The sequence below is a fragment of the Cupriavidus oxalaticus genome, from assembly GCF_038900635.1.
Lineage (GTDB): Bacteria > Pseudomonadota > Gammaproteobacteria > Burkholderiales > Burkholderiaceae > Cupriavidus > Cupriavidus oxalaticus_B.
Genome location: NZ_JAYMRX010000001.1, coordinates 705011 through 729003 on the forward strand (window position 1 = coordinate 705011; position 23993 = coordinate 729003).

At 67.5% G+C, this 23993-nt stretch carries 22 protein-coding genes and 1 other RNA gene; 9 read left to right on the plus strand and 14 right to left on the minus strand.

Annotated features, from left to right (window positions below):
- Window positions 1-29: 29 nt before the first annotated feature.
- From cobO to VSR71_RS03295, 4 genes are read right to left on the minus strand one after another with little or no spacing between them, the layout of a single operon-like run.
- Window positions 30-662, minus strand: a complete 633-nt coding sequence (gene cobO / locus VSR71_RS03280) for a cob(I)yrinic acid a,c-diamide adenosyltransferase (RefSeq protein WP_342912484.1) — start codon at window positions 660-662, stop codon at window positions 30-32.
- On the minus strand, window positions 659-1507 hold the full coding sequence (locus tag VSR71_RS03285; RefSeq protein WP_342912485.1) for an ABC transporter ATP-binding protein: 849 nt from the start codon (window positions 1505-1507) through the stop codon (window positions 659-661). The genes cobO and VSR71_RS03285 overlap by 4 nt, the downstream gene beginning before the upstream one ends.
- A complete protein-coding gene (locus VSR71_RS03290; RefSeq protein ID WP_342912486.1) occupies window positions 1504-2511 on the minus strand; it encodes an iron ABC transporter permease in 1008 nt (335 codons plus the stop codon). The genes VSR71_RS03285 and VSR71_RS03290 overlap by 4 nt, the downstream gene beginning before the upstream one ends.
- Before the next feature lie 15 nt (window positions 2512-2526).
- A complete protein-coding gene (locus tag VSR71_RS03295) occupies window positions 2527-4434 on the minus strand; it encodes a TonB-dependent receptor domain-containing protein (protein WP_342912487.1) in 1908 nt (635 codons plus the stop codon).
- Between the two features lie 581 nt (window positions 4435-5015).
- On the opposite strand from VSR71_RS03295, the gene VSR71_RS03300 reads away from it, so the two are divergent.
- The 6 genes from VSR71_RS03300 to VSR71_RS03325 all read left to right on the plus strand — a co-directional run bounded on the left by VSR71_RS03300 (window position 5016) and on the right by VSR71_RS03325 (window position 8403).
- On the plus strand, window positions 5016-5333 hold the full coding sequence (locus VSR71_RS03300) for a hypothetical protein (protein WP_342912488.1): 318 nt from the start codon (window positions 5016-5018) through the stop codon (window positions 5331-5333).
- Entirely contained in the window at window positions 5330-5662 is a 333-nt protein-coding gene (locus VSR71_RS03305) for a cell division protein ZapA (RefSeq protein WP_342912489.1), read from the plus strand. Before VSR71_RS03300 ends, VSR71_RS03305 begins: the two co-directional genes overlap by 4 nt.
- Window positions 5663-5966: 304 nt before the next feature.
- Window positions 5967-6184, plus strand: a non-coding RNA gene (ssrS, locus tag VSR71_RS03310) — 6S RNA.
- A gap of 140 nt (window positions 6185-6324) precedes the next feature.
- Window positions 6325-6765, plus strand: coding sequence for an EVE domain-containing protein (locus VSR71_RS03315; RefSeq protein WP_342912680.1), 441 nt, complete (start codon window positions 6325-6327; stop codon window positions 6763-6765).
- Window positions 6766-6782: 17 nt separating this feature from the next.
- A complete protein-coding gene (locus VSR71_RS03320) occupies window positions 6783-7607 on the plus strand; it encodes a sulfite exporter TauE/SafE family protein (protein ID WP_342912490.1) in 825 nt (274 codons plus the stop codon).
- A 94-nt stretch (window positions 7608-7701) separates the two neighbouring features.
- Window positions 7702-8403, plus strand: coding sequence for an SIMPL domain-containing protein (locus VSR71_RS03325; protein WP_342912491.1), 702 nt, complete (start codon window positions 7702-7704; stop codon window positions 8401-8403).
- A gap of 233 nt (window positions 8404-8636) precedes the next feature.
- On the opposite strand, the gene VSR71_RS03330 is transcribed toward VSR71_RS03325, so the two are convergent.
- The 5 genes from VSR71_RS03330 to VSR71_RS03350 form a co-directional block, all read right to left on the minus strand.
- Entirely contained in the window at window positions 8637-10190 is a 1554-nt protein-coding gene (locus VSR71_RS03330) for a malonyl-CoA synthase (RefSeq protein WP_342912492.1), read from the minus strand.
- A gap of 110 nt (window positions 10191-10300) precedes the next feature.
- Window positions 10301-11083 carry an enoyl-CoA hydratase/isomerase family protein gene (locus VSR71_RS03335; RefSeq protein WP_342912493.1) on the minus strand — a complete coding sequence of 261 codons (783 nt, stop codon included), beginning with the start codon at window positions 11081-11083 and terminating at the stop codon, window positions 10301-10303.
- A gap of 44 nt (window positions 11084-11127) precedes the next feature.
- On the minus strand, window positions 11128-12141 hold the full coding sequence (locus VSR71_RS03340) for a tripartite tricarboxylate transporter substrate binding protein (protein WP_342912494.1): 1014 nt from the start codon (window positions 12139-12141) through the stop codon (window positions 11128-11130).
- A gap of 150 nt (window positions 12142-12291) precedes the next feature.
- Window positions 12292-13782 carry a malonyl-CoA decarboxylase domain-containing protein gene (locus VSR71_RS03345; RefSeq protein ID WP_342912495.1) on the minus strand — a complete coding sequence of 497 codons (1491 nt, stop codon included), beginning with the start codon at window positions 13780-13782 and terminating at the stop codon, window positions 12292-12294.
- A 76-nt stretch (window positions 13783-13858) separates the two neighbouring features.
- Complete coding sequence (locus tag VSR71_RS03350; protein ID WP_342912496.1) at window positions 13859-14566, minus strand: GntR family transcriptional regulator; 708 nt, start codon at window positions 14564-14566, stop codon at window positions 13859-13861.
- 793 nt (window positions 14567-15359) lie between these two features.
- On the opposite strand from VSR71_RS03350, the gene VSR71_RS03355 reads away from it, so the two are divergent.
- The gene (locus tag VSR71_RS03355) at window positions 15360-16448 is read left to right on the plus strand and encodes a YjgN family protein (protein ID WP_342912497.1); all 1089 of its coding nucleotides are present in this window, start codon (window positions 15360-15362) and stop codon (window positions 16446-16448) included.
- A 26-nt stretch (window positions 16449-16474) separates the two neighbouring features.
- Window positions 16475-17509, plus strand: a complete 1035-nt coding sequence (locus tag VSR71_RS03360) for a M48 family metallopeptidase (protein ID WP_342912498.1) — start codon at window positions 16475-16477, stop codon at window positions 17507-17509.
- 19 nt (window positions 17510-17528) lie between these two features.
- Here the strand turns inward: VSR71_RS03360 and lgt are convergent, their stop codons facing one another.
- Together lgt and VSR71_RS03370 are read right to left on the minus strand one after the other, a co-directional pair.
- Window positions 17529-18347: a prolipoprotein diacylglyceryl transferase gene (gene lgt / locus VSR71_RS03365; RefSeq protein ID WP_342912499.1), complete on the minus strand. Its 819-nt coding sequence runs from the start codon at window positions 18345-18347 to the stop codon at window positions 17529-17531.
- A gap of 41 nt (window positions 18348-18388) precedes the next feature.
- Window positions 18389-19381: a LysR family transcriptional regulator gene (locus VSR71_RS03370; RefSeq protein WP_342912500.1), complete on the minus strand. Its 993-nt coding sequence runs from the start codon at window positions 19379-19381 to the stop codon at window positions 18389-18391.
- A 149-nt stretch (window positions 19382-19530) separates the two neighbouring features.
- Here VSR71_RS03370 and ilvD point away from each other — a divergent pair, with 149 nt between their 5' ends.
- Window positions 19531-21204 carry a dihydroxy-acid dehydratase gene (ilvD, locus tag VSR71_RS03375; RefSeq protein WP_342912501.1) on the plus strand — a complete coding sequence of 558 codons (1674 nt, stop codon included), beginning with the start codon at window positions 19531-19533 and terminating at the stop codon, window positions 21202-21204.
- A gap of 252 nt (window positions 21205-21456) precedes the next feature.
- On the opposite strand, the gene VSR71_RS03380 is transcribed toward ilvD, so the two are convergent.
- From VSR71_RS03380 to VSR71_RS03390, 3 genes are read right to left on the minus strand one after another with little or no spacing between them, the layout of a single operon-like run.
- On the minus strand, window positions 21457-21933 hold the full coding sequence (locus VSR71_RS03380) for a hypothetical protein (RefSeq protein ID WP_342912502.1): 477 nt from the start codon (window positions 21931-21933) through the stop codon (window positions 21457-21459).
- Window positions 21930-22364 carry a DNA polymerase III subunit chi gene (locus tag VSR71_RS03385; RefSeq protein WP_342912503.1) on the minus strand — a complete coding sequence of 145 codons (435 nt, stop codon included), beginning with the start codon at window positions 22362-22364 and terminating at the stop codon, window positions 21930-21932. The genes VSR71_RS03380 and VSR71_RS03385 overlap by 4 nt, the downstream gene beginning before the upstream one ends.
- A 43-nt stretch (window positions 22365-22407) precedes the next feature.
- Complete coding sequence (locus VSR71_RS03390) at window positions 22408-23946, minus strand: leucyl aminopeptidase (RefSeq protein WP_342912504.1); 1539 nt, start codon at window positions 23944-23946, stop codon at window positions 22408-22410.
- Between the last annotated feature and the right edge of the window lie 47 nt (window positions 23947-23993).

Sequence of the window (23993 nt, forward strand, 5' to 3'; positions counted from 1 at the left end):
TGGAAGTCTGTATCAGGGGCTACCGGGTTCTACATTTCCACGCCGCGCTGCGCCTTGATGCCCTGCTGGAAGGCGTGCTTGACCGGCGTCATGTCGGTGACGGTATCGGCCGCCTCCACCAGCGCCGGCGGCGCGCCGCGGCCGGTGATGACCACGTGCTGCATCGGCGGGCGCGCGCGCAGGTCGGCAATGACCTGGTCCACATCAAGATAGTGCAGCTTGAGCGCAATGTTGAGTTCATCGAGCAGCACCAGCCCGATGGCCGGGTCGCGCAGCATACCGCTGGCCACTTCCCACGCGGCTTCGGCCTTGGCCACGTCGCGCGCGCGGTCCTGGGTGTCCCAGGTATAGCCCTCGCCCATTACGTGGAACGCACATGCCTCGGGGAAGCGGCGCAGAAACATCTCTTCGCCGGTCGGCTGCGCGCCCTTGATGAACTGGACCACGCCGGCGCGCATGCCGTGTCCGAGCGCGCGTACCACCATGCCGAAGCCGGAGCTGGACTTGCCCTTGCCGTTGCCGGTGGTGATGACGATCACGCCACGCTCGTCCTGCGCGGCAGCAATTTTGGCGTCGATCACTTCTTTCTTGCGCACCATGCGCGCCTTGTGGCGCGCGTCGCGCTCCGGGTCGTCGTTGGCGGGGGTGTGGGAATCGGTCATGGGTTCGGGCCTTGCGTAAAGAGTCGCGGCGCCGTGGCGCCATCGGGAATCAGTGCGGTATGCACGCCGTCGCTGACGCTGACGATGCGGGTGCGCAGCGCGCGGGAGCAATGTTCGGGAGTCAGTACCTGTGCCGCCGGGCCATGCAGCGCGGTGCCGTCTTCAGCCATCAGCAAGGCGTGGGTGGCGTAGCGCAGCGCCAGCGTCAGGTCGTGCAGGATCACCACGATGGCGTGGCGACCAGCGCGGGTCAGCGCGGCAAGTTGCTCCAGCACCAGGATCTGGTGGCGCAGGTCGAGGTGCGAGACCGGTTCGTCGAGCAGCAGCAGCGGTGCCTGCTGCGCCAGCGCCGCGGCGAGCGACGCGCGCTGCCGCTCGCCGCCGGACAGCGTCAGCACGTCGCGCGCCGCCAGTGCCTCGATATCCATGGCGCGGATCGCGTCGTGCACCACGCGGTCGTCCTCGCGCCCGGTCCAGCCCCAGCCGGACAGGTGCGGGTGGCGGCCTACGCGCACCGCATCGAGCACCGACATGGAGAACGTATCGTGCACCGCCTGCGGCAGGTAGGCGCGCTGGCGCGCCAGCGCCGACGGCGCCACCTGCATGGCAGGCTTGCCGTCGATTTCGACTGCGCCGCCGTCGACGTGGCGCAGGCCCGCCAGCGCGGTCATCAGCGTTGACTTGCCGGCGCCGTTGGGCCCGGCGATGCACCACAGCTGGCCGGGGCCGATGTCCAGCGTCAGCTCATCGACCAGCACACGCTGGCCGGTCCGCAGCCGCACCTCGCGCAGCGCCAGCACGGGGCAGGCCGCGAGCGGCTGCGACCAATCGGCGCTCGCATTCATCGCGGCCTCCGCAACAGCAGGTACAGGAAGGTCGGCACGCCCAGCAGCGCGGTGATTACGCCCACCGGCAACTGCGCCGGGGCGATCACGGTGCGCGCGATCAGGTCAGCCGCCATCAGCAGCGCACCGCCCAGCAGCACCGCGGCCGGCAGCAGCAGGCGCTGGTCGTTGCCCCACGCCAGCCGCACCAGGTGCGGCACGACCAGGCCGACAAAGCCGATCGAGCCGGCGGTGGTGATGGCCACGGCAATGCACACCGAGGCCAGCAGAAAGGTCAGCAGCCGCACCCGGCCCACGCGCACGCCCAGCGACTGCGCCACGGTCTCGCCCAGCAGCATCACGTTGAGTGCGCGCGCCATCGGCAGGGCCAGCAGCAGCGCGACGATCATCGTCGCCAGCGCGCCGCCGTAGCTGGCGGTGCCGCTCAGGTCGCCGGTCAGCCAGAACAGCATGCCGCGCAGCCGCGATTCCGGCGCCACGGCAAGAATCAGCGTGATCACCGCGCCCCACCCCGCGGCCAGGATCACGCCCGTCAGCAGCAAGCGCGCGCCAGCTTCGCGATGGCCGCCCTGCACCTGCGGGTGCAGCAGGTCGCGCCGCGCCAGCGTCGCCACCAGCAACATCGAGCACAGTGCGCCGATGGCGGCGGCCGTCTGCACGCCCCACCACGGCGCCAGCACCAGCATCGCCAGCAAGGCGCCGACCGACGCGCCGCCCGAGACGCCCAGCACGTAAGGCTCGGCCAGCGGGTTGCGCAGCAGCACCTGCATCAGCGCGCCGGACAGCGCCAGCAGCCCGCCGCAGGCAAAGGCCGCGGCCGCCCGCGGCAGGCGCAGTTCGCGCACGATGGCGCCGGCGGTGCCCGTGTCGGCTCCGCTGAGCGCCTGCCACAGCTCGCGCGCGTCGAGCGAGACACTGCCCAGCGCGAGCGAGGCCGCGAAGACTGCGGCTGACGCCAGGGCGAGCGCCAGCCACACCGCCAGGGCGCGCCGGAACTCAGACATGGCGCGCCCGTGCGCTCATCGCTGGCGCCAGCCCAGCGTGATGAAGCCCGCGCGCCCCTGCGTGTTGTAGGGGTAGGCGAGCTGGTAGTCCTTGTCGAACAGGTTTTCGACGCGGGCGGCAACGAACCATTGCTTGTCGATGTTGTAGCGGGCGTTGAGGTTGACGATACCGTATCCGCCCAGGCGGCGCGAGCCGGCATCCATGCGCGACGACGATACCAGCCATTCGCCGCCGAAGCGCCAGTTGCCGAAGTTGCGGCCCACGTCCAGCGCGGCATGGCGGCGGGCGCGGCGCAGCAGCTGGGTGTTGTTCTGCTCGTCGACCGGATTCTGGAAGGTCACGCTGGCGCCGAGGTCGGTGCCGTAGACGGTGGCGCGCCACGAGGCCTCGATGCCCTGCACCTTGGCCTTGTTGACGTTCTCGGCCAGGAACATGCCGTTGGGCTGCAGCGCCGACACGATCAGGTCGTCGTAACGGGTCTCGAACGCGGTCACGCGCAGCAGCCCCGCCGTGGCGGTGGTGTACTGCACGCCCGCCTCGACTGACTTGGCGCGCTCGGGCTGCAGGTTGGGCTGGCCGAAATTGGGAAAGTACAGCTCGTTGAAGGTCGGCGCGCGGAAGGCGTTGCTGACGTTGGCGATCAGCTTGAACGCATCGGTCACGTTATAGCCGTAGCCGGCGAAGAAGCTGCTTTGGTTGCCGAAGTCGGAATAGTGGTCGTTGCGCGCGTTGAGCTGCAGCTGGTGCTTGCCGATGCGCCCGTCGTAGCCGCCGAACACCGAGAACACGTTGCGCTTGGGCGCGCCGTAGGCGCTCGAAACCAGCTCCTGCTGCAGGTAGTCGGTGCCGAACAGCAGCGTGTGGTTGGCGGCGACCGCGTACTCGTTCTGCCAGTTGAACTGGCGGTTGCGGGTATTGAAGGTGCCGTTGGGGCGCCCGTTCAGGAAGGTGTCGCTGTTGTCCGCGCTCTGCGACAGCTTGAAGTGCGTGGTCCAGTCGGCGCCGACCTTGCCGTTGACGAAGGCCGACAGCGTGTACAGCTCGCTGTCGGTGCGGTTGTCGTCGGTCGGGCGGCCGAAGGCGCTGTCGAACGACAGCTTGCTCTTGGAGTAGTAGCCGCTGAAGCCCGCATCCCAGTCGGGCGTGAAGCGGTGCTTCACCTGGCCCGACACGCTCTGGTTCTCGTACGGGTTGTCGTTGGGGTTGGCGCGCGGCGCCTGCTGCGTATTGATCGACGAGAAGCCGTCGGTCTTGAACGCCGAACCGGTCAGGTTGAACGAGGTATCGCCCACCTGCCCGCCGTAGCCGACCGTGCCCTGGCGCGTATTGTTGCTGCCGTACTCTACCGACGCATTGGCCGCCGGGGCCTGGCCCGCGCCGCTCTTGGTAAAGATCTGCACCACGCCGCCGATCGCGTCCGAGCCGTACAGTGCCGACACGTTGCCGCGCACCACTTCGATCCGGTCGATCTGGTCGGGCAGGATGTTGGCCAGCTGCGCGGTGCCGCTGCTGGCCGACGACACGCGCACGCCATCGATCAGGATCAGCGTCTGGTTGGAATTGGCGCCGCGCATGAACAGCGTGGTGTTGCTGCCCATGCCGCCGTTGGCCGAGAACTCCACGCCGGCCTGGTTGCGCAGCAGCGTGCGCAGGTCGGGCGCCTGCGAATTGACGATATCTTCCTGCGTCACCACCGTCGTGTGCGGCAGCGCCTCGGTAATGGATTGCGCGGTGCGGGTAGAAGTCACCACCACCGGGGCCAGCTGTTGGGCCGTGCCGCTGTCGACGGCTTGCGCGAACGAGGTGGCCGGGACCAGGGTGAACGAGGCAATGGCTGCCGCAATCGCAGACGAGGTTGCGGGCACGAGCGGACGCACCGCCGGGGCTGCCGGGCGGGTCGACCTGTGGAGCGATGAACGCATGATGCAGGACTAGGTAGGAACGGCCGGGCCCGTTCCCCCGCGGACCATATGGCGATGAGGCGTGCCGCGCACGGGCGGCAGCCCGCGTTCAGGCCGGTATCCGGGCTGGCGACTCGGAACCGGCGCCTTCCCGAACCCGAGGTTCAGTGGCATATGGCCGGTCCTGCGTGGACATGTGGCCGGGATCGGATCCCGGCCCTTGCCGGCGGCCCTTCCGGCAGGCTGGCTGCGGAAATGGCTGGCGCTGGCGGATGCGCACGCGGTCGCTTACCGTTGCGGGGGCAGCACAGGTTGGCCCGTCCGGCGCGCGGCCGGCAAGGCTCCCTGTTTCCCGTTGAACTGCCCTTTCGCCAGGGACGAAAAGGGCGAGCACCTGGAACGTGCGCGAGTGTAGGGAGTTTCGCTACCTGCGTCAACGCGAAGCCCGTAGTGTTTTGTCACAACTCTGCCGGGATTTTGGGTGCAAAAGGCTGCAACTTCCATGCAGGTACCCGGTCAGAAACGCTTCCCTTCGCATTGTGCGCGCCGGCGCATCGGCTAGAATCGCGTTACCTGACTTTTATCCCATCATGACAGGCCCTATGCTCAACGAACTCGAACAACTGGCCGCGAAGATCGGGCGCGTGCTGCACCATGCGGACACCCTGGCGGCGGAAAACCAGCGGCTGCGCGACGAGATCGCCCGGCTGGAGGGTGAAGCCGCGCAGTTGCGCAGCGAGCGCGAGGCCATGGCCGCCGACCGCGAGTTGCTCAACATCAAGATCGAGGAAGCGCAGCTGCGCATCCAGTCCATCCTTGACAAGCTGCCGACGGCCAGCGACACGCGCCAGCTCGACCTGCTGGGCGAGGGCGCCACGGCAGGCGCAGAGCCGCACAAGGCCTCCGGAGAACACGCATGAGCAACAAGCAAGTCGAAGTCAATATCGCCGGCCAGCCGTACCGCTTTGCCATCGCGCCCGAGAACGAGGCCGCGCTGCTCGAGGCCGTGGCACTGGTCGACACGCAGATGAACAAGCTGCGCACCGGCATGGCCGCCAAGGGCGTCGAGCGCGTGGCGGTGATGGCCGCGATTTCGATCGCGTCCGATCTGCTGTCCCTGCAGCGCAAGCAACAGGCCGAGGGCACGATCCCGGTCGAGGCCATCCACGCTCGCATCCGCGAACTGAACGAACGCGCCGACGAAGCGTTGCGGCAATACGCGCACGTGGGTACCGGCACGCGGGGCTGAACGGGTCGCTTGCAGCCCGGCCTGGCAGCCCCATATACCGTGAAAATGGAGGGATGTGCAGCGGATGCCGCGCTGTCGCGCAAAATGTAACGATACGCGCGTGCGGACTTGGTAAGGCCTGCGACGCGGTGTATAGTGTAGCCAGACTGCACGAGGCATCACAGAAGTGCAGCTGACTGGCCAGGTTATCGCGCCCGGCCGCCGTTTTCATCCCATCCTAGTTAGAAACGGCAAACGTCTGACATCCCGCAGGCAGGTCCCCTACCCGACCAGTCGAAGCGGTTGTAGCGTCAGACGTTTGACAGTTTCCCTGCCTGGTTCGTGAGGGTCATAAACTCCTTGAACCGATATGCATTGCATGGTGCGGGATCATGTCGCGTGGGCGAGCGCGTCGTCGCATTCATAGTCCGGGCCTGGCTTGGACTCCCTGAGTGGATGATGTACCCGAAATGCGACTTCCGCAGCCACTCTGAACCTCACTTGGGTTCAGGATGCCGACCCAGCGGCCGAGGCGGGGACCCCCTAAAAAGGCGGTGGTTTTCTGAACCATCGCCTTTTTTCTTTGCGCACGCGCGTGGCCCTGCCCGCGCACCCCGACCCCTTCATCCACGAACCGCGCCGTGAGCCCGAACCAGAACAAACGCGCCCGCCAGTACTGGCTGATGAAATCGGAACCGGACGAGGCAAGCATCGACGATCTCGCCCGCGAGGGGACGCTGCCGTGGACCGGCGTGCGCAACTACCAGGCGCGCAACTTCATGCGCGACACCATGCAGATCGGCGACGGCGTGCTGTTCTACCACTCGTCGTGCCCCGAGCCCGGCATTGCCGGCCTGGCCGAGGTCTGCTCCACGCCCTACCCCGACCCGACCCAGTTCGATTCCAGGAGCCCGTACTACGACGCCGACTCGAAACCCGATGCGCCGCGCTGGCTGCTGGTCGACGTGCGCTTCGAGCGCAAGAGCGCGCTGATTCCGCTGGCGGCGCTGCGCGAGCATGAAGAACTGGCCGATATGGTGGTGCTGCGCCGTGGCAACCGGCTCTCGATCACGCCGGTCACGCCCGCGGAATGGCGCTTCATTACCGGAAAGCTGATGCGCTGAGACCGGCGCGCTGACCCATGCAGCTTGCTACCCTGCCGGTGCTGGTTCCCGCGCTGCTCGCCCTCGGCGCCTTTACCGGCTTCTGCGCCGGGCTGCTCGGCGTCGGCGGCGGCATGATGATGGTGCCGTTCCTGACGCTGCTGTTCACCGCGCTGGGCTTTCCCACCGAAGCCATCGTCCATATGGCGATCGCCACGTCGATGGGCACCATCCTGTTCACGTCGCTGTCGTCGGTGCGCGCGCACCACCAGCGCGGCGCGGTGCGCTGGCCGGTGGTGCTGTCCCTGGCACCAGGCATCGTGCTGGGCGGCATGATCGGAGGCGGCAAGGTCTTTGCCGCGCTCAAGACCAGCTGGCTGTCGCTTGCCTTTGCCGTGTTTGTCGGGTTTTCCGCGCTGCAGATGCTGCGCAGCCACCGCCCAACTCCGAGCCGGCAACTGCCGGGCGCGGCGGGCATGCTGGGCACGGGCGGCGTGATCGGGTTCCTGTCGAGCCTGGTCGGCGCGGGCGGCGCCTTCGTCTCGGTACCGTTCATGACCTGGTGCAACGTGCCGATCCACAATGCGGTGGCGACATCGGCGGCACTGGGCTTCCCGATCGCTGCCGCCAGCGTGGCGGGCTATGTCTGGAGCGGCTGGCAGATGCCGGGATTGCCGTCGGGGTCGATCGGCTACATCTACCTGCCGGCGATGCTCGTCATTGTCGCGGCCAGCATGCTGACCGCGCCGATGGGGGCGCGCACCGCGCACCGGATGGATGTCGGGCAGCTGCGCAAGGCATTTGCGGTGCTGCTGCTGTGCCTGGCGTCCTACATGCTGTGGAAGGCCTGGCAGGCGTTCTGACGGCACCGGGTCCGCAACATTCGTTTGCAATCTCGCGGAACGTTTCAGGCGCCGGTTCCGTCTGATAGCCACTACGTTTTTTCGGGAGAACAAGATGAAACAATGGCTTGCCGCCACCCTGCTGGGCACCACCGCCATCGTCGCTTCGGCGCATGGCGGGCCGACCGAGACGCCGTCCGGCGTGCTGTCGCTGTCGGCACAGGCAGTCAGCGAAGTGCCGACCGACATCGTGCACCTGACGCTCGCCGCCGAACAGGAAGGCGCAGAGCCCGCGGCGATCTCGACGGCGCTGTCCACCCGCACCCAGGCCGTGCTGGCACAGGCCAAGCGCACGCAGGGCGTGACCGCGGAATCGGGCGGCTTCACCATCCACCCGAGCACCGACCGCAACGGCCGCATCAGCACGTGGCGCGGGCGTTCCGAGGTCATCCTGAAGTCGCGCGATTTCTCTGCGGTGTCGAAGCTGGCGGGCGAGCTGGCCAGCCAGATGCAGGTGCAGAACATCGCCTTCTCGCTGTCGCGTGAAGCGCGCGAAGCGGCCGAGGCCAAGCTGGCCGAACAGGCGGTGGCGTCGTTCCGCAACAAGGCGCAGTCGACCACCAAGCTGTTTGGCTACAACAGCTACACCATCCGGGAAGTCAACGTGAGCGAAAGCGGCGTGGTGCCGCCGCCGATGCCGCGCATGTATGGCGCAGCCAAGGCGATGATGGCCGATGCCGCGGTGCCGGTGCCGGTGGAAGGCGGCAAGACGCAGGTGACGGTATCAGTAAACGGGTCGGTGCAGATGCTGAAGTGAAGGGCAATCAAGAAGGCTGGCGGTGTTGGGTGCGCCCAAGCCGCTCGAACTAGCCTAAGCAAGGTGTTCTCCCTCTCCCCTCAGGGGAGAGGGTCGGGGTGAGGGGTGGTCTAGCTAGGTACCACATCAAGCAAGGCCTTCGGTTTTGACCCACGGGCGTCAGCCCTGGACCCTCCCACCCTCACCCCCTGCCCCTCTCCCGCAAGCGGGAGAGGGGAGCAACCACAAGCGTGTCAAAGCGTCGCGAACTGCTGCCGCAATACGTTCTTCTGCACCTTCCCCATCGTATTGCGCGGCAGCTCGTCCACCACGTGCACGCGCTTGGGCACCTTGAAGTTGGCGATGCGCCCCTTCAGCGTACCGATCATCTCCGACTCATCGATCTGCGCGCCCGGCTTCGTCACCACCACCGCCACCACTGCCTCGCCGAAGTCCGCGTGCGGCACGCCGATCACCGCGCTCTCGGCCACGCCCGGCATCTCGTCGATAAAGCTCTCGATTTCCTTCGGGTAGACGTTGTAGCCGCCCGAGATGATCAGGTCCTTGCTGCGGCCGACGATGGTCAGGTAGCTGTCCGGCACCTGGCGCTCGCCGGCCTGGCTGACGATGGCGCCGCCGAAGCGGCCAACGTCGCCGGTCTTGAACCAGCCGTCCCCGGTGAACTCTTCCCTGGTCTTCTCCGGCATGAGCCAGTAGCCGTGGAACACGTTCGGGCCCTTCACCTCGACATTGCCGATCTCGCCGGGCGCGCACGCCTTGCCTTCGCCATCGACCACGCGCACCGACACGCCCGGCAGCGGCATCCCGACGGTGCCGCCGATGCGCTCGCCAAGCGCCAGGTCATACGGGTTGGACACCAGCATCACCGTCTCGCTCATGCCGTAGCGCTCCAGGATGGTATGGCCGGTGCGTTCGCGGAAGGCGTCGAAGGTTTCCAGCAGCAGCGGCGCCGAGCCTGACACGAACAGCCGCGTGCGGCGGCAGGTGTCGTCGTCAAAGCGCGGCTCCTGCAGCATGCGCACGTAGTAGGTCGGCACACCCATCATCACGGTCGAGCGCGGCAGGAATTTCAGCACCTGCGCCATGTCGAGCCGGGGCGCCCAGATCATCTTGGCGCCGGCCAGCAGTGCGCCGTGCGAGGCCACGAACAGGCCGTGCACATGGAAGATCGGCAGCATGTGCAGCAGCACGTCGTCGCTGCGCCAGCCCCAGTACTCGTGCAGCGTCTGCGCGTTGGACGCGAGGTTGCGGTGCGTCAGCATCGCGCCCTTGCTGCGCCCGGTGGTGCCCGAGGTGTAGAGGATGGCGGCGAGATCATCGTCCGCGCGCGCGACCGTGGCAAAGGTGTCGTCCTTGCCGGCGGCGCGTGCCAGCAGCGAGCCGCTGCGGTCGTCGTCCAGCGTAAAGACGTGGTTGACGCCGTGGCGGAACGCCACCTTGGAGACCCAGGCGAAATTCTTGCTGCTGCACACCACCACCGACGGCTCGGCGTTGCCGACGAAATAGTCGATCTCCGCCTCCTGGTAGGCGGTATTCAGCGGCAGGTAGACGTAGCCCGCGCGCAGCGTGGCCAGGTACAGGAACAGGGCCTCGGGCGATTTCTCGACCTGCACGGCCACGCGCGCGCCTTCGGGCAGGTTCAGCGAGGCCAGCAGGTTGGCCAGCTTGGCGGTGGCGCGGTCGAGGTCGTCCCAGCTGTAGTACAGGCCGTCATGGGTCTCGATGCAGCAGGCGGTGCGGTCGGCGGGAAAGCGGGTTTCGAACAGGGCGAACAGGTTGGCGTTCATGGTGTGGATCGAACGAAAGGCTTGGAACGGTATGGGTCACGCAGGGGCAAAGCCCCACGATGCCAGTTGGTGCGGGCACGGCAATCCCGCATTCTGGCAGATTTGCCGGACTACTCTCCCCGGAATTGCGGCGGCCGGCGCGCCAGGAAGGCGGCCACGCCCTCGGCATGGTCGGCGCCCTCCGCATAGGCGAAGTGCGCGTCGAGCTCGGTCGGCGACAGCGGCGCGGGCATCGGCGCCAGGCGGCGGATGGTGGCCTTGTTGATACGCGCCGCGGCGGGTGCGCCGGCGGTAATGCGTCGCACCGTGGCGTCGACTTCGGCGGCCAGCGCGCCTGGCTCCACCACGCGCGTCAGCAACCCCTTGGCACGCGCCTCGGCGGCGTCGAAGACGCGGCCTTCCAGCAGGATCTCGAGCGTGGCGGCGCGCCCAGCCAGGGCCAGCAGGCCTTGCAGCTCACCCGGCGCCATCGGGAAGCCGAGCCGGTTGATCGGCACTCCGAAGCGGCTGTCCGAGGCGGCGATGCGCAGGTCGCAATGGCACGCGATCTCCAGGCCGCCGCCTACGCATACGCCCTCGATCATCGCCACGGTCGGGTGGGGGCATTGCGCCACCGCGGCCAGCGCCGGTGCGATGGTGGCCATGTGGTAGTGCCGCACCGCGGTCTCGTCGCCGCGTTCGGCGGGAAACTCGGCGATGTCGGCGCCGGCGGCAAAGTTGCCGTCGGCGCCGCGCACCACCACGCAGCGCAGCGCGGGATCTGCGGCCAGCCGGGCGAAGCCCGCGGCCAGCTCGCGCCACATCTGCGCGGAAATGGCATTGAGCTTGCCGGCGTGCGACAGCGTCACGGTCGCCGTGGTGCCCTGCGTGGCAAAGACGACGGTGCCGCTCATCGCGGCGCCCCGGTGCATCGGATCAGCATGGCCTGGTCGCTCCGTCAGTCCATCTTGGCGCCGGACTGCTGCACCACCTGCGCCCAGCGGCGGATCTCGGCACGCTGGAACTGCGCGAACTGCTCCTGCGTGAAGGCCGGCGTCTCGGAGCCGTTGTTGAGCCAGACCTGTTTCAGTTCCGGCGTGTTCAGCGCCTTCTCGGTCTCGGCGTACAGGCGGTCGACGATCTCCTTGGGCGTACCCTTGGGCACCCACATCGCATACCAGGTCGAGACCTCGTAGTTCGGCACCCCGGCCTCGGCCGCGGTCGGCACATTGGGGAAGGCTGCCGAGCGCTTGCTCGATGCCACCGCCAGCGCCTTGATGCGGCCGGCACGGATATGCTGCGCCGACGAGCCCAGGCCGTCGAACATCAGGTCGACCTGGCCCGCGATCAGGTCGGACAGCGCGGGGCCGGCGCCCTTGTACGGGATGTGGGTGATGAAGGTCTTGGTCTGGATCTTGAACAGCTCGCCCGCCAGGTGGTGGGCCGAGCCGTTGCCGGCCGAGCCGTAGTTGAGCTTGCCGGGATTGGCCTTGGCGTAGGCGATCAGCTCCTGCAGCGTATTGGCCTTGACGCGGTTGGGATTGACCACCACCACCTGCGGCGGCTGCGCGATCACCGTCACCGGGATGAAATCCTTCTCGATGTCGTAGTCCAGCTTCTTGTAGAACGACGGCGCGATCGCATGGTGCGCACCGCCGATGAACACGGTGTAGCCGTCCGGCGCGGCCTTGGCCGCCACGCTGGCACCGACCGTGCCGCCGGCGCCGCCGCGGTTGTCGATCACGAACTGCTTGCCCAGCTGCTTGGACAGCTGCGCGGTCAGCGGGCGCGCAAAGGCATCGGTGCCGCCGCCGGCCGGGAACGGCACGATCACGGTAACGGGCTTGGACGGCCAGGCATCGGCATGGGCGGCGGGTGCCGCGAACAGCGTGGCGGCGCCGATGCCGGCCACACCCAGTGCCATGCCCACTGCGCGCGCGCAGGCGGCCAGGCTGAACTGACGACGATTCATGTTGCTGTCTCCTCTCTCTCTTTTCTTCGGAAAGTCGATCAAAATTGCCACGAGCAGGCGCCGTGGCATGGGTCTACTGCGAAGTCCCGATAAGGTAACGCGGCGCGCGGCGCCGCGCTTGCGGGTGCCATCCCCGTGACCGGACCAGGGTCACAGCAGCTTCCCGACGCTACGGCCGATGCGCGGGTTGCCTGCACCCAAGCGTGCCAGATTGTCATCCAGCGCCTCGGGCACGTAAAGGTAATTCACCATCATGCCGCAGCTCTGGCTTCGGCCTTTTCGCGACAGGTCGGCGGCCCAGTTGATCCGCTCGACACAGGCGCCGTTGCCGAGATGGAAGCGTGCCACCGGGTCCGCCGGCAGCGCCTGGTGGCGCTCGCGCACCAGGTAGTGCGCGGCCAGCGCCATCGCGGTATCGCGCGTCAGCGGGTCGGCATCGGCGGGCGCTTCAGGCGACAGCGCCGCCAGCCACGCTGCCCCGTCCGCCGGCGCATCGCCATGGTGGTCGCGCCAGCGCGCCAGGCGCTTGTCGCCGAGCGCGCGCGACACCGCATCGGCGTCCTGCTTGCGCAGCCAGTCGGCAAACCCGGGAATCGGCGACAGCGTGGCGAACTGCTTGACCTTGGGGAATTCGCGCTGCAGTTCCTCGATCACGCGCTTGAGCAGGAAATTGCCGAAGCTGACGCCGCGCAGGCCGGCCTGCGTGTTGCTGATCGAATAGAAGATGGCCCACTTCACGCGGCGCAGGTCTTCCAGCGGCGCGGCCTCGTCCAGCAATGCCTGCACATTGGCGGCCATCTCGGCAACGAACGCGACCTCGACGAAGATCAGCGGCTCGCGCGGGATGCGTGGATGGAAGAAGGCGTAGCAGCGGCGGTCGGAGTCGAGCCGGTTGCGCAGGTCGGTCCACGAGGCGATCTCGTGCACGGCCTCGTAGCGGATCAGCTTCTCCAGCAGCGAGGCGGGCGAGTCCCAGGTGATCGGCTGCAATTCCAGCAGGCCCACGTCGAACCAGTTGGAGAACAGCGCCTCGAGGTCGTCGTCGAGCACGCGCAGCCCCGGCACCCGCCGCTGCCAGCGCAGCATGTCGGCGCGCAGCTGGATCAGGAAGTGCAGCCCGCAGGCGCTGCTGCCGCGCTGGCCGTGGTGCGCGGCCAAACGCTTGAAGAAGCGGATGCGGGCGCTGGACAGCGCGTGGCTCAGTCCGGAATGGCCCTTTCCGTCGGGCTTCGTGTCACCCCTGGCTTCACCCTTGGTTTCGCCCTTTCCATCACCCCTGCCCTCGCCTTTGGTGTCGGCGGCCTTTTCGCCGCTGCTGCCGGCAACCTCCGCGAGCAACTCCAGCATGGCACGCCGGGTGGCCTCGCCCGCGGCCTCGTATTCGGCCTGCCATGCCTGCGCGGCGGCATTGGCGGCACCGTCGGTCAGGCGGGCATCGAAGCACAGCCGCAGCTGCTCGCGCTGGCGCCGCGCCACGCGCGTTGCCAGCGGCGCCTCGCCGTCGGCCGCCTTGGTCGCGGCCTCGGCCTCGCCTTTGCGGCCCCACCAGCGGCCCAGCCGCGACAGGAAATTACTGCCGGCCGGCTCGCTCTCGCCCAGCGGCGCGCTGATTTTCTGGTCACCCGTGTCGAAGGAGTTCATGCGGTACCTGCCTTGTGCATCGATCGGAATGTAGAGGACTTGCCATGCTGCGGCGTGAAGCGTGGAGCGCGGGCAGCTAGTCGTCGCCGCTGGCCACGCGCAGCGCAGGCGGCGCACGGGTCGGCTGCGCTGCGCCGGCGGCGTGGTCGAGCACCTGCAGTGCCGCGCGCTGGCGCAGCAGATGGGTCTTCATCATCGCCTCGGCGCCTTCAGGGTCGCGCGCCTTGAGCGCGGCGAACACCGACAGGTGCTCGGCGCAGGACTCGCGGATGCGGCCCGGCAGCTTCAGGCTCTTGTGGCGCGACAGCCGCAGCACCTTGCGCAGGTCGCTGATCAATCCCGACAGCCAGCGGTTACCGGCCAGGCGCTGGATCGCCTCGTGGATCTGCGCGTTGGTCTCGTAATAGGCGTCGATATCGCCGGCCTGCGCATAGCGAGCCAGGTCGGCGTGCAGGCCTTCCAGCGCGTCCAGGTCGGCGCGCGTGGCGTTGCGCGCGGCCTCGTAGGCGCAGCGTCCTTCGAGCAGCGCCATCAGCGGGAAGATCTCGTCCAGGTCCTGCTCGGACAACTCATTGACAAAGCAACCGCGGCGCGGCTCGAGCCGGACCAGCCCTTCCGCAGCCAGCACCTTCAGCGCTTCGCGCAGCGGCGTGCGCGAGATGCCGAGCGACTCGGCCATCGCACTTTCGTCGATCCAGGCGCCGGGCGTCAGCGTGTGGGCATCGATCATTGCGCGCAGACGGTCTGCGACTTCGAGGTACAGGGCCTGCTGGACGATGCGCATTGCCACCCCCGGTTGAAGAATCCATGGCCGGAACCGTGCGCCCCGGTCGCCATAATTCATAATTATGGATTAGGGCGGCGACGAGACAAGGGATTTCGATGCTGCAATGCGGAATTGGGATCGAAGCGGAATCAAGCGTTGGAATGGCCGCGCTGGTACGTACGCGAGAGACGCCAGCATGGCGCGAAGGAGGTGCGGCGGGCGTTTCCATGCCTCCCTGCAAAGAAACGCCCGCGCCTGAAATGACTGCTGAACTGCTTACATCGCCTGGGGATACGCTTTGTATCCACCCGCGTGGGTCATCATGGAAACCTGGCGCTGGCCCGGCGCCCCCTTGAAACGCGCTTGCGCGCGGATTTTCCCGTTGCCCTGTTCTATAGCGTGAAGCATCCGACCCCAGTGGTCCTGACGGACCCTCCCTGCATGCTTCCGTGGCGGCAGTGGCTTGCCACTCATCTTGTAACAGTATCGTTAGCGATTACCGTGCCAGTGGATCTAAGTCCTTGAATTCATTGATGACACGCATCCGAAACTTGTTACAGATTACGATCAGTGTAACAGGATGTTACTCGATTGTTACGAGGGTTTTCCCATGTCGCCTACGAGACAAACCCGACTGTCGGCAATTGCATATGCAAAATGTGCCGCGATCTTAATTTATCGATGCGAGAATGTGCTGGGCGCACCGCAATAACCTGATTTCAATCGGTTGCATTTCTGATACAAGCACGCGGGCTTATTTGCCGCGTTCCGTTCGCCAAACCGCATTTCCATTTTCCCGGGAGCCTCCCCCATGCACGCCGGCAGCAGCGATTTCACGTTCTCTACGTCCGCGGCCTTTGACACGGCGCCGGCGTCGCCGCAACCTTTGCGGCTCTCCTTTACCGGTTCGGGATCGGAGTATTTCCGTATCTGGATTGTTAACGTACTGCTGACCATCGTCACCTTCGGCATCTATTCCGCCTGGGCCAAGGTGCGCACGCTGCAATATTTCTATCGCAATACCCGGCTCGATGGCGCCAGCTTCGATTACCACGGCAAGGCCTCCGCGATCCTGAAGGGCCGCGCCATCGTGTTCGGCCTTGCGCTTGCGTTCCAGCTGGCCTCGAACATATCGCCCTTCCTCGCGCTGGCGATGCTGGTGGCCCTGCTGGCGGTGTTTCCGCTGCTGCTGGTGCGCTCGCTGCGCTTCCGCATGGCCAATTCCAGCTACCGCGGCCTGCGCTTTGCCTTCACCGGCGGCGATGCCGGGGCCTACAAGGTATTCGTGCTGTGGCCGCTGGCAGCGGTGTTCACGCTGGGGCTGCTCGGGCCGCTGGCGCACCAGCGCTTCAAGCAGTACCAGCACAGCAACACGCGCTTCGGCACGGCGCCGTTCGGCTTTGCCGCCGGCGCCGGCGAATTCTATGGCGTCTACCTGCGGGCGTTCGGCGTGGTGCTGGCCACGGCGGTGGCCGGCATCGTGCTCAGCTTTGTCCTGGGCGCGGTGGTGGCACCCGGGGCCAAGGGCCTCGCCGCCGCGGTGATCCTCGGCTTCGCGATTGCCGGCTTCTACCTGGGCCTGCTGGCGGTCAGCCCCTACCTGATGGCGCGCCTGCAGAACGTCGTGTGGAGCCATACCACGCTCGCCCCGCACGCGTTCCGCAGCCAGGTCGGCGCGGGCCGCATGATCTTTATCTTCGTCACCAACCTGATCGCCATCGCGCTCACGCTGGGCCTGTACCTGCCGTTCGCGCGGGTGCGCGCCGCGCGTTACCGGGTCGAAAGCGTGACCATGCTGGCCGCCGGCCCGCTCGACAGCTTTGTCGCCGGCGAGGTGCAGCAGGTCGGTGCGCTGGGCGATGCCGCAGTAGACTGGTACGACATCGACATCGCGCTGTGATTGCCGCGCCCGGCAGCCCTGGCACCATGATCCCAGTCATCTACTTCGATGGCCGCACCTCGCGTGCGCATCCCGCGACCCTGGCCGTGGAAGCGCGGCAGGCCGTGCTGCGCGACCACGACGGCGCCGAACTGCGCCGCGCCGCGCTGTCCGACGTGCGCGTATCCGAACGCGTGCGGCGCGCGCCGCGGCTGGTCACGTTCGCCGACGGCGCCTTTTGCGAAATCAACGACCACGCCGCCTTCGACCACATGCTGGCGGCCACCGGCCACCGCGAAGGGCTGGTGTCGCGCGCGCAGAACAGCTGGCGCCTGGCGGGGATGGCAATGGCGGCGCTGGTGGCGGTGCTGGTGCTGGGCTACTACGTGCTGCTGCCATGGGGCGCGGGCGTGATGGCGCGCACGGTGCCCGCGGAAGTGGAGGCCCATCTGGGCAGGCTGACGCTGGCGAGCCTGGACAACGGCGTGGTCAAGCCGACGCAGCTGCCGCAGGCCGAACAGGAACGCATCCGCCAGGGATTTGCCGCGCTCAGGCGGCCGCCCGACGCGGGACACGACTACCAGATCCTGTTCCGCCAGGGCGGTGAAATCGGCGCCAATGCCCTGGCGCTGCCCGGCGGCACCATCGTGGTCACCGACGAACTGGTCAGCCTGGCCGGTACCGGCTCGGGCATGATGGGGGTGCTGGCGCACGAAGCCGGCCACGTGGCGCGCCGCCACGGCCTGCAGCAGGTGATCCAGGCCTCGGCGCTGGGCGCGCTGTCGGCCTACCTGTTCGGCGACATCTCGACGGTCCTGGCGGGCGTGCCGGCCGCCATGCTGACGCTGCGCTACTCGCGCGACCACGAGCGCGAGGCCGACGACTTCGCCATCGAGGTCATGCAGCGCAATGGCCTGCCGCCGGCGGCGCTGGCCGATGTGCTGGTCAAGCTGGAACAGCGTGCGGGCGCCGGTGCGACATCCCCAGCATCGGAAGCGCCACCGGAGCGCGGCCAGGACTTCCTGTCGACGCACCCGCATACGCAGGCGCGCATCGACGCGCTGCGCCGCGCCGGAAGATAGTCCGCCGCGGCGGCCGTGCTCAGGCCGCCGGCTGCGGCTCGCCCGCCCCCGGCTGGCGCCGGTAGGCCCAGATCACCATGGCGATGCCGGCCAGGATCATCGGCAGGCTCAGCCACTGCCCCATCGACATCTTCAGCGCCAGCAGGCCGAGAAAGCTGTCCGGCTCGCGCGCGAATTCGGCGGCGAAGCGAAACGCGCCATAACCGATCAGGAACACCCCCGAGACCGCGCCCATCGGCCGCGGCTTGCGCGCGAACAGCCACAGGATGATGAACAGCGCCACGCCTTCGCCGGCGAACTGGTACAGCTGCGACGGATGGCGCGGAATGTTGTCGCCCGCCTGCGGGAAGATCATGCCCCAGGGCAGGTCGGTGGCGCGGCCCCACAGCTCGCCGTTGATGAAATTGCCGATGCGGCCGGCGGCGAGCCCGCACGGGATCATCGGCGCGATGAAGTCGGTCACCTCCATCCAGTGGCGGTGGCGCAGCTTGCCGAACAGCCACATGGCCACGATCACGCCGAGAAAGCCGCCGTGGAAGGCCATGCCGCCCTCCCACACCTTGAAGATCTCCATCGGGTGCGCCAGGTAGTACGTCGGCTTGTAGAACAGCACGTAGCCCAGCCGCCCGCCCAGGATCACGCCCAGCACGCCGAAGAACAGCATGTCGTCGAGGTCGCGCGTGGTCCAGCCCTTGGCCGCCATATGCGGCTGGCGGATGCGCAGGCGCCCGAACCACAGGAACATGATGAACCCGGCCAGGTACATCAGCCCGTACCAGCGGATGGCAAGCGGGCCCAGGTGGATGGCAACCGGGTCGAACTGGGGATGGATCAGCATGTTGGCGTGAATGAAGTTGTCTGTATGGGCCGGCCGCGCGCTCAGCGCGGCGCCGCGGCGGCCTCGTTGGCGTCGTTGGCCCCGTCGGCCAGTGCGCCGGCAATCTCGATAAAGGACCGCAGCACCGGCGCGACGCCGGCGCTGCCGCCGTCGCGCCAGGCCAGCCCGGTTTCGATCTGCGGGCCGGACTCGCGCAATGCCAGGTACGACACGCCGGTGCGCCGGAGGTTACACAGCGATGCCGGCACCAGCGCCACGCCCATGCCGGCCGACACCAGGCTGACAATGGTCTGCATCTGGATGGCTTCCTGCGCGATCGCCGGCACCAGGCCCTCGCGCGCATAGTAGCCCGTAATGATGTCATAAAACGCCGGCGCGCTTCGGCGCGGGAAGATGATCAGCGGTTCGGATGCCGCATCGCGCAGCGATACCTTGCCGTCTTGCAGCGATACCTTGCCGTCTTGCAGCGATACCTTGCCGTCCTGCGCGAGCCCGCCTGGCGGCCGCCAGCCGTCGGCAACGGCCAGCACCAGCGGTTCGCTGACCAGTGGCAGGTAGGCCAGTCCGTGCGGCATCGCCGGCAGCTGGGGCCGGATCACCAGGCCCGCGTCGATCGTGCCTTCCAGCAGCGCTTCGAGCTGGACGTCGCTGGTGGCTTCGCGCAGTTGCAGCTGCACCTCCGGATGACGCGCCCGGAAGCGCCGTAGCAGGTCGGGCAGGATGCCGTAGTCGGCCGTGCTGACGAAGGCCAGCGACAGCGAACCCAGCTCGCCCCGCGCCAGCCGCTGCGCCAGCCCGGGCAGGGCCGCAGCATCGGCCAGCACTCGCCGCACTTCGGGCAGCCACTGCGCGCCGGCAGGCGTCAGCGCCACCGAGCGGCGCGTGCGCACGAACAGCGGCACGCCAAGCTCCTCCTCCAGCGCCTGGATCTGCTGCGACAGCGGCGGCTGCGTCATCGACAGCCGTTGCGCGGCGCGGCCGAAATGCAGCTCTTCCGCCACGGTGACGAAGTATCTCAGCTGACGCAGGTCCAATCGGGCTCCTGATATGTTTTTCGACTCAATAAAGGGCAAATAATATATTTGACACCCCAAAATGCAAGGGGCATGCTTTCCGGCACAACATCGGCGGCCCGCGTGACAGCGCGCGACCCGAGGTGCCAGACATCCCCCGGAGACCCACCATGGCATTCAACAAACGCTCGCAGAACATCACGCAAGGCGTGGCGCGTTCCCCCAACCGCTCGATGTACTACGCCCTCGGCTACAAGAAGGAAGACTTCGACAAGCCGATGGTGGGCATCGCCAACGGTCACTCGACGATCACGCCCTGCAACGCCGGCCTGCAGCGCCTGGCCGACGCGGCCATCGACGCGATCAAGGCGTCCGGCGCCAATCCGCAGGTGTTCGGCACGCCGACCATCTCGGACGGGATGTCGATGGGCACCGAAGGGATGAAGTTCTCGCTGATCTCGCGCGAAGTCATCGCCGACTGCATCGAGACCGCGGCGCAGGGCCAGTGGATGGACGGCGTGGTGGTGATCGGTGGTTGCGACAAGAACATGCCGGGCGGCATGATCGCGCTGGCGCGCACCAACGTGCCGGGCATCTATGTCTACGGCGGCACCATCAAGCCGGGCAACTGGAAGGGCAAGGACCTGACCATCGTGTCGTCGTTCGAGGCCGTGGGCGAATTCACCGCCGGGCGCATGAGCCAGGAAGACTTCGAGGGCGTGGAACAGAACGCCTGCCCGTCGACCGGATCGTGCGGCGGCATGTACACCGCCAACACCATGAGCTCGTCGTTCGAGGCGCTGGGCATGTCGCTGCTGTACTCGTCGACCATGGCCAACCCGGACCACGAGAAGGTCGACAGCGCGGCCGAATCGGCGCGCGTGCTGGTCGAGGCGATCAAGCAGGACATCAAGCCGCGCGACATCATCACGCGCCGGTCGATCGAGAACGCCGTGGCGCTGATCATGGCCACCGGCGGCTCGACCAATGCGGTGCTGCACTACCTCGCCATCGCGCACTCGGCGGAAGTCGAATGGACCATCGAGGACTTCGAGCGCATCCGCCGCAAGGTGCCGGTGATCTGCAACCTGAAGCCTTCCGGGCAGTACGTGGCCACCGACCTGCACAAGGCGGGCGGCATCCCGCAGGTCATGAAGATCCTGCTCAAGGCCGGACTGCTGCACGGCGACTGCCTGACGATTACCGGCCGCACGCTGGCCGAAGAACTGGAACACGTGCCGGACACCCCGCGCGCCGACCAGGATGTGATCCTGCCAATCGAAAAGGCGCTCTACAAGGAAGGCCACCTCGCCATCCTGAAGGGCAACCTGGCCGAGGAAGGCGCGGTCGCCAAGATCAGCGGGCTGAAGAACCCGGTCATCACTGGCCCGGCGCGCGTGTTCGAGGACGAGCAGAGCGCGATGGAAGCCATCCTGGCCGACAAGATCAACGCCGGCGACGTGCTGGTGCTGCGCTACCTCGGCCCCAAGGGCGGCCCGGGCATGCCGGAAATGCTGGCGCCGACCTCGGCCATCATCGGCAAGGGGCTGGGCGAGTCGGTCGGATTTATTACTGACGGCCGCTTCTCGGGCGGTACCTGGGGCATGGTGGTCGGCCATGTCGCCCCTGAGGCGGCAGTGGGCGGTACGATCGCGCTGGTGCAGGAAGGCGACTCGATCACCATCGACGCGCACAAGCTGCTGCTGCAGCTCAATGTGGCGGATGATGAGCTGGCAAGACGGCGTGCCAACTGGAAAGCGCCGGCGCCGCGCTATACGCGCGGGGTGCTGGCGAAGTTTGCGCGCTTGGCGTCGACGGCCAGCAAGGGCGCGGTGACGGACTGAGGTGCCTTTGCCGTATGTAAAAAAGCCCGCAAGATCGCGGGCTTTTTTGTTGGCGAAACGTGCATGCGGTACCGGCGCCCCTGGCAAACGCTCCCCTCTCCCGCGAAGTGGGAGAGGGGTGGGGGTGAGGGCCGGAGCCTCAACGAAGTAAAGGCGGTCGCTATTGCCAGCGCCCGCCCTCACCCCCGGCCCCACTCCCGCACGCGGGAGAGGGGAGCAAACCGGCGGGGACGCGATTGCCTCAGCAGTCCCTCAATCCCCGCCCGGCGTCCGCTCGATCTCCTCCAGCGTCGCATCCAGCCACTCCACCAGCCTGGCCTCCAGCGACTGTGTCAGCTCGCTGGCCAGCTGCGCCGTCAGCGGCGCCAGCCTTGCCTGCAGCGTGGCCTCGGTATGGGCCTCGACCACCTGCGGCCATTCGGTGCGGAAGCGCAGCATCACGCGCGACAGCAGCTCGCTGCGCATGGCGCGCAGGTCGTCCTCGCCGGGATCGGCCGCCGCCGGGGCTTGCGGCGGCGGTGCTTCAGCCAGCGGCTCCCCGGTATCCCCAACATGCATGACCATGCCGGATTCGGCCATGCCGAAGGTATCGATGACGCCTTCCTGCGTGGCGGCCGGCGGCTGCGCCACCGATTCCGTATCCGGCAGTTCGACCACCTCCGTCAGCAGCGGAATGCTGTCGTTGGGCCCGGGCCGCGGGATCACCCGCGATGTGGTGCGTTCGCTCATTCTGCGTCTCCCTTGGGCTGGCCGATATCGTGATGCGTCAGCGGATAGCCGCGTTCGCGGTAGAAGCGGTAGCGCTGGCGGCCGGCTTCGCGGGCGGCGTCGCCGGACCCCACCACTTCGATCAGGCGCTCGAAACTGGCGAATTGCGCCGGCGGCTGGTCAGACAGGTTGATCAGCAGCTGGTGGTGCGGCACGCCTTCAGTGGTGGCGGCCAGCAAAATCGGCGTGACCGCGGCATTGGGATGTTCCAGCCCGCAATGCGGCAGGAAATCCAGCGCCGAGAAGGTCCACAGGCGCGCATCCAGGTCCGCCAGCTGCGCCGGCGCGCCGTGGATCACGACCTTCTGGCCGGCGCCGTAGGCCTTGCGGACCAGCCGGCAGACATAGCCGAGCAGGTCCGGCACGTTGCTGTGGAAGTCGATGCGCGTCATAAACTTTTGCTGCTTGCGTGGCCGGGGTAGCCGACTGCGGCCGTCAGGCCGCGCGGTCCATCAGGAACTGCGTCAGCAGCGGCACCGGGCGGCCGGTGGCGCCCTTGGCCGCGCCGCTCTTCCAGGCCGTGCCGGCGATGTCCAGGTGGGCCCAGTCGTACTTCTCGGTAAAGCGCGACAGGAAGCAGGCCGCGGTCACGCTGCCGGCCGGGCGTCCGCCGATATTGGCCATGTCGGCGAAGTTGGACTTGAGCTGGTCCTGGTACTCGTCATCGAGTGGCATGCGCCAGGCAGTATCCATGGCATGGCGGCCGGCCTGCAGCAACTGGTCGGCCAGCATGTCGGAGCGCGAGTACAGGCCGCTGTTCTGGTGGCCCAGCGCGATGATGCAGGCGCCGGTCAGCGTGGCCACGTCGATCACCGCGGCCGGCTTGAAGCGCTCGACATAGGTCAGCGCGTCGCACAGGATCAGCCGGCCCTCGGCGTCCGTGTTCAGGATCTCGATGGTCTGGCCGGACATGCTGGTGACGACATCGCCCGGCTTGGTGGCGATGCCGCTGGGCATGTTCTCGCAGGTCGGCACCACGGCCACGACATTGAGCTTCAGGCCCATCTCGGCCACGGCCTGGATGGTGCCCAGCACCGAGGCGGCGCCGCACATGTCGTACTTCATCTCGTCCATGCCCTCGCCCGGCTTGAGCGAAATGCCGCCGGTGTCGAAGGTGATGCCCTTGCCGACCAGCACCACCGGCGCCTGCTTGGCGCCGGCGCCGTCGTAGCGCAGCACGATGAACTGCGGCGGCTCCTCGCTGCCCTTGGTCACGGCCAGGAAGGCACCCATGTTGAGCGCCTCGATCTGCTTGCGGCCCAGCACTTCGGCCTTGAGCTTGTGGCGCTTGGCGATGCTGCGCGCCGCATTGGCCAGGTAGGTCGGGGTGCAGATATTGGACGGCAGGTTGCCCAGGTCGCGCGTGACCTCCATGCCGTTGGCGATGGCCGTGCCGCGCACCGCGGCCTGGGTGGCGGCGCGGGCGTCGCTGCTGTCCACCGCGATCACGACCTTGCGCAGCGACGACTTGTCGGCGCCGTTGGGCTTGCCGTTGGCGTTGGCACGCTTCAGGCCGGGGTGGCGCTCGAGCAGCCGGTAGCCGGCGTCGCGCACCAGCGTGATGGTGCCGATGATGGCCCAGGAAACGTCGCGCTGCTGCGGCACCTGCTGCGCCAGGCACCACAGCGCGGTGGTGGCGCGCGTGGACGACAAGGCACGCACCGCGGTGCGCACGGCGTCGGCAAAGGCCTTGTCCGAGAACTCGGCTTCCTTGCCCAGGCCTACCAGCAGCACGCGGGCGGCGCCGACGCCGGCCACTTCGTGCAGCATCAGGTGGGTGCCGCGCTTGCCTTCGAAGTCGCCCTGCTTGACCAGGCGCGCCACCAAGCCCTTGGTGGCCGTGTCCAGCGCCTTGGCGACGCCGGCAAGGTTCTGGCCCTCGAACAGGCCGACCACGAGGCAGTCGGTCTTGGTCGCCAGGAAACCATTTTGGCCGGCTTTGCTCAAATCCAGGGCTTTTGTGCTAAATTCCATCGCGCTTCCTTCCAGGGGCTCGTTAGACACGAAAGCCTCCATTATCC

Coding starts and splice junctions, on each gene's coding strand:
- cobO (WP_342912484.1), bottom strand. CDS start 662: ATGACCGATTCCCACACCCCCGCCAACGACGACCCGGAGCGCGACGCG.
- VSR71_RS03285 (WP_342912485.1), bottom strand. CDS start 1,507: ATGAATGCGAGCGCCGATTGGTCGCAGCCGCTCGCGGCCTGCCCCGTG.
- VSR71_RS03290 (WP_342912486.1), bottom strand. CDS start 2,511: ATGTCTGAGTTCCGGCGCGCCCTGGCGGTGTGGCTGGCGCTCGCCCTG.
- VSR71_RS03295 (WP_342912487.1), bottom strand. CDS start 4,434: ATGCGTTCATCGCTCCACAGGTCGACCCGCCCGGCAGCCCCGGCGGTG.
- VSR71_RS03300 (WP_342912488.1), top strand. CDS start 5,016: ATGCTCAACGAACTCGAACAACTGGCCGCGAAGATCGGGCGCGTGCTG.
- VSR71_RS03305 (WP_342912489.1), top strand. CDS start 5,330: ATGAGCAACAAGCAAGTCGAAGTCAATATCGCCGGCCAGCCGTACCGC.
- VSR71_RS03315 (WP_342912680.1), top strand. CDS start 6,325: ATGAAATCGGAACCGGACGAGGCAAGCATCGACGATCTCGCCCGCGAG.
- VSR71_RS03320 (WP_342912490.1), top strand. CDS start 6,783: ATGCAGCTTGCTACCCTGCCGGTGCTGGTTCCCGCGCTGCTCGCCCTC.
- VSR71_RS03325 (WP_342912491.1), top strand. CDS start 7,702: ATGAAACAATGGCTTGCCGCCACCCTGCTGGGCACCACCGCCATCGTC.
- VSR71_RS03330 (WP_342912492.1), bottom strand. CDS start 10,190: ATGAACGCCAACCTGTTCGCCCTGTTCGAAACCCGCTTTCCCGCCGAC.
- VSR71_RS03335 (WP_342912493.1), bottom strand. CDS start 11,083: ATGAGCGGCACCGTCGTCTTTGCCACGCAGGGCACCACGGCGACCGTG.
- VSR71_RS03340 (WP_342912494.1), bottom strand. CDS start 12,141: ATGAATCGTCGTCAGTTCAGCCTGGCCGCCTGCGCGCGCGCAGTGGGC.
- VSR71_RS03345 (WP_342912495.1), bottom strand. CDS start 13,782: ATGAACTCCTTCGACACGGGTGACCAGAAAATCAGCGCGCCGCTGGGC.
- VSR71_RS03350 (WP_342912496.1), bottom strand. CDS start 14,566: ATGCGCATCGTCCAGCAGGCCCTGTACCTCGAAGTCGCAGACCGTCTG.
- VSR71_RS03355 (WP_342912497.1), top strand. CDS start 15,360: ATGCACGCCGGCAGCAGCGATTTCACGTTCTCTACGTCCGCGGCCTTT.
- VSR71_RS03360 (WP_342912498.1), top strand. CDS start 16,475: ATGATCCCAGTCATCTACTTCGATGGCCGCACCTCGCGTGCGCATCCC.
- lgt (WP_342912499.1), bottom strand. CDS start 18,347: ATGCTGATCCATCCCCAGTTCGACCCGGTTGCCATCCACCTGGGCCCG.
- ilvD (WP_342912501.1), top strand. CDS start 19,531: ATGGCATTCAACAAACGCTCGCAGAACATCACGCAAGGCGTGGCGCGT.
- VSR71_RS03380 (WP_342912502.1), bottom strand. CDS start 21,933: ATGAGCGAACGCACCACATCGCGGGTGATCCCGCGGCCCGGGCCCAAC.
- VSR71_RS03385 (WP_342912503.1), bottom strand. CDS start 22,364: ATGACGCGCATCGACTTCCACAGCAACGTGCCGGACCTGCTCGGCTAT.
- VSR71_RS03390 (WP_342912504.1), bottom strand. CDS start 23,946: ATGGAATTTAGCACAAAAGCCCTGGATTTGAGCAAAGCCGGCCAAAAT.